Here is a 9,839-nt window from a genome sequence, read left to right as displayed (position 1 = left end):
CACATGACTTTTAATCATGGTGTCCCGGGTTCGATTCCCGGGTGAGCCACCAAATTATTTAGCCTAAAGTAGGAAATACGTAACTAAGTTTACATTCTTACTTTAGGTTTTTTTAGTTATTGTATATAATTTTTTAGTATTTTTTAAAAATAGAAGAGCTCTATTTTAAAATCTTATGCATTATATAGAAGCAGTTTTAACCTCCATAATTCCAGCTGAGTCCTTGCCAATAATTCCATTTTATCTAAAAAATAGACAAAAATTAAGAATAATTTAATACTATAGTAAATTTTTTCTTGTATAATCAAATAGTATTAGTTAAGATATATTCAAAAAATGGAGGTAATTAGTGAATGAATAAAAAGCAAATTATAGGTTTGATAGCAGCTGCTGTAGCGTTTGTATTTATTAATGTAGCAAGTGTTATCACAAAAACAATTTCAGACAACATGGTTAGTAAAAATGATCAAACAAAAAAAACTTTAGAGTCAATGTTAAATTCTGAAAAAATTGCATTACCTAATAAAGATTTTATTGGGGTAGTTAAAGTAGAAGGTACTATTAAGGATACATCGGATTCTTCTAATATTTTTCAGAATACACAATCATATAATCATAAACAAATATTAAAATATATTGATTCAATGATAGAATCAAAAAATAATAAAGGTATAATTTTATATGTTGATAGTCCTGGTGGAGGTGTTTATGAAAGTGATGAGCTTTATCTAAAGTTAAAGGAATATAAAGAAAAAAAGGGATGTCCTGTATGGACCTATATGGCATCAGAAGCATGCTCAGGAGGATATTATGTATCTATGGCAGCTGATAAGATATATGCTAACAGAAATACATGGACAGGCTCCATTGGAGTAATTGTATCATCAACTAATGTAAAAGGTTTATATGATAAGCTCGGAATTAAGGAAATAGATATTACAAGTGGACCTAATAAGGCAATGGGATCTCCAGGAATGGAGATGACAGATGAACAACATAAAATCATGCAAAGCTTAGTTGATGAAGCTTATGAACAATTTACAGGTGTTGTAGCAGAAGGAAGAAAAATGGACATAAACAAAGTTAAGCCTATTGCAGATGGACGTGTATACTCGGCTAAACAAGCTTTGGATTTGGGGTTAATTGACAATATAGACACTTATGAAAATATGAAGAAAAGTATGTTAGACACTGTAGGGAAAGATGTAGAAATATTTACGCCAGAGAATAAATCAAATATTCTTTCTTCATTATTTGCAAAGGCAGAAAGTTTAAAACCTAAATCAGATGCACAGGTGATTTCTGAACAATTAGAAAAAGAAAATAATGGAGGCTTGATGTATTATGCTGAAACAAAATAATGAAAATATAATACATGCAGGTTTTTTTGTAAGACTTTCAGCGTATATAATTGATTGTATTCTTGTGGGCATTGCATTACTTATTATAAAAATACCTAAATTTATTATAAATATGATGAATCCAGAAATATTTCTTGTAAAGCCTATTTTATTTAAATTCTCTATATTTGATATTTTGATTTACTTATTGGGGTTAATGTATTTTATTTTAACAACATATTATTGTGGTGGAACTTTAGGGAAAAAATTATTCAAGCTTAAGGTATGCACAGCTTCATATGAAAAGCCATTATTATTTACTATAATCTATCGTGAAAGTATTGGAAGATATTTAAGTGGATTAATATTATTTATAGGATATATTATGATTGGAATAGATTCAAAAAAACGTGCACTTCATGATATTCTAAGTGATACTTTAGTAGTTTATAATGTAGAGCCTATATATGTTTCCGATGATGGTAGAAAAGAATTAATTTAAAATAAAAAAACACGTTTATTTTTCCATAATATGGTATTATAATATTTATGGGGTGAGACGTTATTATGGAAAAACGAAAAGACAGACACAGCAAAAATAAGAGTAAATACAACAGAAGAATTATAATAGGAATTATTATTTCTTTTTCCGCATTACTTGCTGTTTACTTAGGGGTTACAATGTTTTTTATTAACCATTTTTATTTTGGTACCACAGTTAATTGCATTAATGTTGCTGGGGAAACTGTAGAAGAAGTAGATTCACAAATGCCAACGAAAATTGAGGAATATACACTTAAGTTAAATGGAAGAGGAGATGTGAAGGATCAAATTAAAGGGTCTGATATTAATTTGAAGTATAATTCTAGTGGAAAGATTCAGGAACTAAAAGATAAACAAAATCCATTAGAATGGATTACTGCCCTTTGGGATAAAAAAGAAATAGAAATAGGGGATGTTGTAACCTATGATGATAAACTATTAAAAGAATGTGTTGATAAACTTTCTTGTTTAGATAATAACAATGTAATTGAGCCTAAAAATCCTACTTTTGAATATGGAAGTGACGGATACAAAATTGTAAGCGAGATTCCTGGTAGTAAAATTGATAAGGATAGTTTATACAATAATATTGTAAATGCTATTCTTAAGGGAGAAACTACATTAGATTTGGATGCAGCAAATTGTTATGAAGGGCCTAAATACACTAAAGATTCAAAAGAAGTTAGTGATACTAAGGATATTCTTAATAAATATATATCTACTAAAATTACTTATACCTTTGGGGATAAGAGTGAAGTTTTAGATGGATCTACAATAAATAAATGGCTTAAGGTAAATGAAAATCTTGAAGTTACTTTCGATGAGAAGGAGATAAATAATTATTTAGATAAACTTTCTAATACCTATAATACTGTGGGAAAAGCAAGAGATTTCGTTACATCTTTAGGAACTAATATAAAAGTTAGCGGTGGTGATTATGGCTGGGAAATTAATAAAAAGGAAGAATTGAAAGATTTAATTTCAGCCATTAAGGATGGGAAAACTATAACAAAGGAACCTAAATATATCCAAAATGCAGTGGCTCATGGCAAAAATGATATAGGCAATACTTATGTAGAAGTTAATTTGTCAAAACAACATTTATGGTATTATAAAAACGGATCTCTAATAACAGAAGGCGACGTTGTTACAGGTAATGTAAGTAATAATTGTGGAACACCATCAGGTGTTTATTCACTAAAATATAAGGAAAGAGATGCTACTCTAAAAGGACAAGGATATAGTGCACCAGTTAATTATTGGATGCCATTTAATGGAGGCATTGGAATTCATGATGCAAGCTGGAGATCAGTCTTTGGAGGAAATATTTATCTGACAAATGGTTCCCATGGATGTGTAAATGCGCCTTATAATTTAGCAAGCACTATCTTTAGCAATATTGACGAAGGCAGCCCAGTCGTTTGTTATTACTAGGAATATTCAATTTTATATTTTTCTAAAAGACCAGTATTTTGCTGGTCTTTTGTTATTCTTACAATAGTATATTTAAATATAGAAATTTTCATTTAAAGGAGTTGTATTTATTTGACATTTGAACATAGACAAGTTAAATATGTGCAGCCGGATAATCCAACTGATGAAGAAAGACATAAAATGTTATATATGACACTTCAAGAATCAAATCGAACTGAAGATTTTCAAAATATTATAAAGCTCTTAAGTCCACCACAAGATATTACAACAATTTCAATGCCTGGAAGCTGCAGAGGCATTAAAGTTGGAATAATAGGTGGAGGGATTGCAGGACTGGCCTCTGCATTTGAACTAAGAAAGCTTGGTTTTGATATAACTATATTTGAAACTCAAGAAAACCGTATTGGCGGACGAATTTATACTCATTATTTTGATCCAGAAAAAAGATTTTATGCAGAACTTGGAGCTATGCGAATACCAATAGTTCATGAAACTACCTGGCATTATATTAACACTTTTGGTTTAAGGACAAGGCCCTTTATTCAAAATAATGATAATGCTTTTTTTTATGTTAGACATAAACGGGCAAGAAATGATCCTCAAGGCATAAGTGTAATGGAAAATATCTATCCTGAATTTAATTTAACGCCAAAGGAAAGAATTACACCTTGGCAAAAGATTATAAATGATGCTTTAGCAAGCAATTTATCAAAAATAACTCCAGCAATAAGGAAAGAATTATTGGAAATTAAAAAAGAATATTCTTTGACAATTCAGTATTTAGGTAGTCTAGGAATTAGAAAAGTACTCGAAAAAATGGGAGTAAGCGAAGGTGCAATCGAAATGATATCTGGAGTTGCTCCATTTTTAGGGGACTTTTATTATAACAGCTATACAGAAAATCTCATTGAGGAATATACTGTAGATTATGCATATAGGTATGAAATTGTTGGAGGTATGGTCAACTTTCCAATTTCCATTTATAATTCTATATTGTCAAATGATCCAAAAGAAATGGGAAGATACAATATTCAAGCTGCTGATTTAGGGAATGTAGTTTTTAATAATGGAAAAACTGTAACAAGTATATCTAAAGAAGATATATCTAATAAAGTTGTATTAGAATATATTGATGAGAGAACTTTTAGAAGCTTTAATGAAAGTTTTGATTTTGTTATTTGTACAATTCCTTTTTCAAGCCTGCGCAGTGTAAATATATATCCTATGTTCAGCCCAGAAAAAATGCAGGCAATAAAGGAAGTATTTTATACATCTTCTCAAAAAACTGCTTTTTTGTGTAATGACAGGTTTTGGGAAAGAGGCAATGAAAATGAAAGGATAATTGGAGGCGGCTCAAGTACAGATTTGCCAATCGAAACCATATGGTATCCTAGTCACAATAATATTGCAGCCCCTGTTGAATTATTCAATAAACAGGTAGCCACCGGAATGCGCAATAATCCTGGAGTATTACTAGCATCCTATAATTTAAATTTAGATGCAATACGTACTGCTAATTTAGAAGATAGGGAACGTATTGATAAAATAAAAAGACAAGTTGAAGAGGTGCATGGTCTTGAGAAAGGATACCTTGATTCAGTAGTGGAGGACTTTAAAACTGTTGGCTGGAATAGGGAGAAAGGTTTTTATGGAGCATTCTGCTATTTTATGCCTGAGCAGCAAACTCTTTTTTCATATGCAATGGCAAAACCAGAATATAATAATAGGATATATTTTGCTGGAGAGCATATTTCATTAACACATGGTTGGATAGAAGGTTCTTTAAATAGCGCAATGAGAGCTGCAAATGATATTGCAAGTTTTTGCCAAAAAATTTAAATAAGCTGTCATCAAAATAAGAATTTAATCTTTATTTTGATGCAGCTTTTATTTTTTTACTCATTATTTAGACAAAATAGTGTAATATAAATATAAAAGAAAGTGCAAATAAGTTGAATTTTTTAGTATAATAGTACAAGGAAGGGAGTAATTAAAAATGAGACAAAAAAGAGTTAATAAACGTAGCAAAATTATTCCAGGGATCGTAATTTCTCTTAGCGCTTTAGCTGCCATGTACTTAGGAACAACAGTATACTTTGCAAATCATTTTCACCCTGGCACTGTGGTTAATGGAGTTAATATTTCGGGAAAAACTGTAGAAGAAGCCGAAAGTGCGTTATCATCTGAAATAAATTCGTATTCATTGGAATTAGATGAAAGAGGTGATACTAAAGAAGAAATTAAAGCTGCTGATATTGGATTAAAATATGATAGTGATAAAATTAAGGAATTAAAACGCAATCAAAATCCTTTTGGATGGATTGGAGCAGTTTTTAAGAAGAATAATTCAGATATGCAACAGGTAGTAACTTATAACGAGGACTTATTAAATAAATCATTAGATAATCTTTCTTGTGTTAATAATAAAAATATAGTTGAACCGAAAAGTGCCAGCTTCGAATACAAAGATGGAAGTTATGAAATTGTTGATGAGGCTTTAGGGAATAAAATAAATAAAGATGCGCTGCATGATGTTGTAGGAAATGCAATTCTTAATGGAAAAACAAAATTAGATTTAAATTCAAGTGATGCCTATGAAAAGCCAAAGTATACTTCAAAATCGCAGGAGACTTTAGATACAAAAAATACTCTTGATAAGTATGTGGGCGTAAAAGTTACATACAATTCTGGAGATAAAACAGAGGTTTTGGATGGTTCTACAATACACAATTGGCTTAAGGTTAATAATGATATGGAAATTTCCTTTGATGAAAATAAAGTAAGGAACTATGTTTATAGAATATCAAGTATTTTTAATACTTTTGGAAATACAAGAAATTTTGTTACTACTTCTAAAAAAACAGTGCAGGTTAGTGGTGGTAATTACGGGTGGATAGTTAATAATGCTAAAGAGGTAAAAGATCTAATAGAAATTGTAAAGAATGGACAAGATGTTACTAAAGAGCCAGCGTTTTCACAGACTGCAATGGTTAGGGGAAGCAATGATATAGGAAATACATATGTAGAAGTTAATTTGACAAAGCAACATGAATGGTTTTATAAAAATGGAGCTTTAATTGTTGAAGGAGATGTTGTTACAGGTAATGTAAGTAATAATACAGGGACACCAGTAGGGACTTATGTTTTAAATTATAAAGAAAAAAATGCAACACTAAAGGGAGAAGATTACAGTTCACCGGTTGATTACTGGATGCCTTTTAATGGAAACATTGGAATTCATGATGCAAGCTGGAGAAGTGAATTTGGTGGAAAGATTTATATGACAAATGGTTCTCATGGTTGTGTAAATTCTATATATAATGTAGCAAAGACAATATTTGAAAATATTGATCCAGGAACTCCAATTGTAGTATATGATGAGTAAGGTGTTATAATTTATATTTATTCATAAAATTGTAATACTATTGATGTACAAAGTTATGTTAATATAAAAGCAGGTTTAGATGAAAAGTCTTAAACCTGCTTTTGTTATACTATTATTGTAAGAGGTGAATGTATGGATATAAAAATTCTTATTGCAGAAGATGACAATGTATTTAGAGATCTTGTATGCGATATAGTAAAAAAAGAAGGTTATATTCCAATAGAAGCTTGTAATGGAAAAGAAGCAATAGATATATTTTTTAGTAATAAAGACATAGATCTAGTAATACTAGATGTAATGATGCCTATATATGATGGGTGGGAAGTACTTAATGAAATTCGGGAACATTCAGAAGTACCAGTTATAATGCTCACAGCATTAGGAGATGAAAAGCATGAACTTTTAGGACTAAAAAAGGGTGCAGATGATTATATAGGAAAGCCTTTTAGTTATGAGATATTTATTGCACGTCTTAATAATCTTGTGAGAAAGATAAAAAAAGAATGTTCAAATGAAATAACTGCTAGCAAAATAAAGATAAATCAAGGAACTCATAAGGTAAGTATAAATGATTTAGAAGTTAAATTAAATCCAAAGGAGTATAATCTTCTCATATATTTTGTTAAAAATATTAATACAGTACTAACAAGAGAACAAATCTTAGATAAAATATGGGGATACGATTTCGAGGGAGATATGAGAACTATAGATACACATATAAAAACTTTGAGAGCTAAACTTTTAGATCAAGGAAATTGTATAAAGACAGTACGTGGAAGCGGCTATATGTTCGAGGTAGAAAAAAATGAGGACAATTAAAACAAAACTGTTTTTTATATTTATGATACTTATGGTTTCATTAGTTTTAGGTGGGATAATTTTAAATTCAATATTCTTAGAATCATATTATATTTATAAAAATAAAGGATCATTGGTATCAGTAAGTGAAAAAATTAAAGATGAATATATTAGTGGTAACGAAGAAAGCTTTGAATATGCTGATATGGTACAAAATGTAGATAATATAAATACTATAATTGTTGATAAAAATTATAATGTAAAATACAATTCGATTCACCCAAAATCGGTGGATGAGGAAAAACGCATATCAAAAGAGGTAAGACAAACTATTTCAAAAAATGAGAAGAAAATTTCTAAAAAATTTGTATATTATATAGATGAAAAAAACAACGACCAGAATACAAAGTTAGTTTTTATTTCACAAATGGATAATGGTGATTATATTATTTTAAAAAAAGCTTTTAAAAGTATTCATGACAGTGTAGTAATTGCTAATGAGTTTTATATATTAGCTGGATGTATAGTAATAGGTGTTGGCGCTGTATTTATACTTATTTTTTCAAAAAAGATAACAAAACCAATTATAGAAATGAGCAAGGTTGCTGAAAATATATCTAACCTTAAATTTGATAAAGTTGTGAGTGTTAATTCAAAAGATGAAATTGGAGATTTAGGGGACAGTATAAATAAAATTTCTGATAAGCTAAATAGAAGTATAAATGAATTAAAACAAGATGTTGAACGCAAAAAAGAACTTATTAGAAATATGTCTCATGAATTAAAAACACCAATAGGAATAATTAAGGGATATGCCGAAGGCCTTAAATATGGTGTAGTTAATGATAAAGAAAAAGTTGATAAATATTGTTCTATTTTAGTAGAAGAATGTGACAGAATGGATAAGCTAGTTAAGGAACTTTTAAATTATTCTATGATGGAAGGCGGTATGGTCAAATTAAATATTACAGCCTTTGATATCTATGAATTTATATCTACGATTGTGGAAAGATTTAATCAAGTATTTATTGACAAAAATATTACTTTTAATTTTAACTGTCTAAAAAATTGCAAAATTAATGGCGATATTGACATGCTGGAAAAAGCTATAAATAACTTTATTACTAATGCTATTGATCATGTAAGTGGGAAAAAAATTATTAGCGTAAATGTGGAAAAGGATAATGGAAAAATTAGAATAAATGTTTTTAACACTGGAGATAATATACCAGAAAAAGAATTAAGTAAAATTTGGGATGTATGTTATAAGATTGATAAGGCAAGATCTAGGAATTATGGAGGACACGGAATTGGTTTATCATTAGTAAGGTTAATTGCTGTGCTCCATAATGGAGCCGCTAAGGTAGAAAATATAGAAGATGGCGTGATTTTTTCTTTAGAAATACCTAGTTTATAATTTGCCTCATTTCACATAAATTTCACAAAAAGATTTTATTATGTATTTGTAAAGTATTATTAATGATTTGCAAATACATTTTTTATTAAGAAATAAAAGGAGAGAATGAATATGAACAAGAAGAAAATATTAGGAATTGCTGTTGCAGCTTTAATAGGAATATCAAGTATTGTTCCAGCATTTGCTGATACAGCGGCGTCACAAAATCAAGGAACAACAGCAGCACAAACTCAGACTAAACAATTAACTAAACAGGAGATAGCTGCAAAACTTTCAGAAAAAGCATCAAAATTAGGAATAGATATTACCGGGTTAACTAATGAACAGGCAAGAGAAAAAATAATGGCAGCAGAAGCATCAAAATTAGGAGTGGATATTACTGGTTTATCAAATAAAGATGCCAAAGCAAAAATTAAAGCAGCAGTTGAAGCTAAGAAACAAGTAATAACTGATAAATTAACAAAAAGGGCAGCAAAGCTAGGTGTTGATATAACAGGATTAACAGCTGAACAAGCAAGGGAGAAAATAATTGCAGCAGAGGCATCAAAATTAGGAGTGGATATTACTGGTTTATCAAATCAAGACGCTAAAGCAAAAATCAAAGCAGCTGTTGAAGCTAAGAAACAAGTGATAACTGATAAATTAACACAAAGGGCAGCAAAGCTAGGCGTTGATATAACAGGATTAACAGCTGAACAAGCAAGAGAGAAAATAATTGCAGCAGAGGCATCAAAATTAGGAGTAGATATTACGGGCTTATCAAATAAAGATGCTAAAGCAAAAATAAAAGAGGCTCGTCAGGCTGCAGAAGCTGCAAAAACAACTAGTATAGCACAATAATATAAAGAAAATTTGTAATAAGGCACATGAAAATAAAAAACAAGTCCAAAGTTGCCATGGATATTTTTCATCAGGCAAGGAG

General features: G+C 29.8%; 8 protein-coding genes. All 8 read left to right on the top strand.

The features are described 5' to 3' along the window. The first annotated feature begins 353 nt into the window (after positions 1-353). The 8 genes from sppA to COL3_RS21815 all read left to right on the top strand — a co-directional run bounded on the left by sppA (position 354) and on the right by COL3_RS21815 (position 9,757). Complete coding sequence (sppA, locus tag COL3_RS21850; RefSeq protein WP_008427230.1) at positions 354-1,361, top strand: signal peptide peptidase SppA; 1,008 nt, start codon at positions 354-356, stop codon at positions 1,359-1,361. Continuing rightward, positions 1,345-1,842, top strand: coding sequence for an RDD family protein (locus tag COL3_RS21845; protein WP_008427231.1), 498 nt, complete (start codon positions 1,345-1,347; stop codon positions 1,840-1,842). The genes sppA and COL3_RS21845 overlap by 17 nt, the downstream gene beginning before the upstream one ends. A 65-nt stretch (positions 1,843-1,907) precedes the next feature. Next, entirely contained in the window at positions 1,908-3,317 is a 1,410-nt protein-coding gene (locus COL3_RS21840) for a peptidoglycan binding domain-containing protein (protein WP_008427232.1), read from the top strand. A 180-nt stretch (positions 3,318-3,497) separates the two neighbouring features. After that, complete coding sequence (locus COL3_RS21835) at positions 3,498-5,156, top strand: NAD(P)/FAD-dependent oxidoreductase (protein ID WP_099716719.1); 1,659 nt, start codon at positions 3,498-3,500, stop codon at positions 5,154-5,156. 157 nt (positions 5,157-5,313) lie between these two features. Continuing rightward, on the top strand, positions 5,314-6,702 hold the full coding sequence (locus COL3_RS21830; protein ID WP_008427234.1) for a peptidoglycan binding domain-containing protein: 1,389 nt from the start codon (positions 5,314-5,316) through the stop codon (positions 6,700-6,702). Between the two features lie 132 nt (positions 6,703-6,834). Next, the gene (locus tag COL3_RS21825) at positions 6,835-7,521 is read left to right on the top strand and encodes a response regulator transcription factor (RefSeq protein WP_008427235.1); all 687 of its coding nucleotides are present in this window, start codon (positions 6,835-6,837) and stop codon (positions 7,519-7,521) included. Continuing rightward, positions 7,508-8,917, top strand: a complete 1,410-nt coding sequence (locus COL3_RS21820; RefSeq protein WP_008427236.1) for a HAMP domain-containing sensor histidine kinase — start codon at positions 7,508-7,510, stop codon at positions 8,915-8,917. Before COL3_RS21825 ends, COL3_RS21820 begins: the two co-directional genes overlap by 14 nt. Positions 8,918-9,028: 111 nt before the next feature. Beyond that, complete coding sequence (locus tag COL3_RS21815; RefSeq protein ID WP_008427238.1) at positions 9,029-9,757, top strand: hypothetical protein; 729 nt, start codon at positions 9,029-9,031, stop codon at positions 9,755-9,757. Positions 9,758-9,839: the final 82 nt, after the last annotated feature.

This window comes from Clostridium sp. LS (genome assembly GCF_002760435.1).
Classification (GTDB): Bacteria; Bacillota; Clostridia; order Clostridiales; family Clostridiaceae; genus Clostridium.
The sequence above is the reverse complement of the archived record's forward strand: the minus strand, read 5'-3'. Positions and strand labels throughout refer to the sequence as shown.

Coding starts and splice junctions, on each gene's coding strand:
- sppA (WP_008427230.1), top strand. CDS start 354: ATGAATAAAAAGCAAATTATAGGTTTGATAGCAGCTGCTGTAGCGTTT.
- COL3_RS21845 (WP_008427231.1), top strand. CDS start 1,345: ATGCTGAAACAAAATAATGAAAATATAATACATGCAGGTTTTTTTGTA.
- COL3_RS21840 (WP_008427232.1), top strand. CDS start 1,908: ATGGAAAAACGAAAAGACAGACACAGCAAAAATAAGAGTAAATACAAC.
- COL3_RS21835 (WP_099716719.1), top strand. CDS start 3,498: ATGTTATATATGACACTTCAAGAATCAAATCGAACTGAAGATTTTCAA.
- COL3_RS21830 (WP_008427234.1), top strand. CDS start 5,314: ATGAGACAAAAAAGAGTTAATAAACGTAGCAAAATTATTCCAGGGATC.
- COL3_RS21825 (WP_008427235.1), top strand. CDS start 6,835: ATGGATATAAAAATTCTTATTGCAGAAGATGACAATGTATTTAGAGAT.
- COL3_RS21820 (WP_008427236.1), top strand. CDS start 7,508: ATGAGGACAATTAAAACAAAACTGTTTTTTATATTTATGATACTTATG.
- COL3_RS21815 (WP_008427238.1), top strand. CDS start 9,029: ATGAACAAGAAGAAAATATTAGGAATTGCTGTTGCAGCTTTAATAGGA.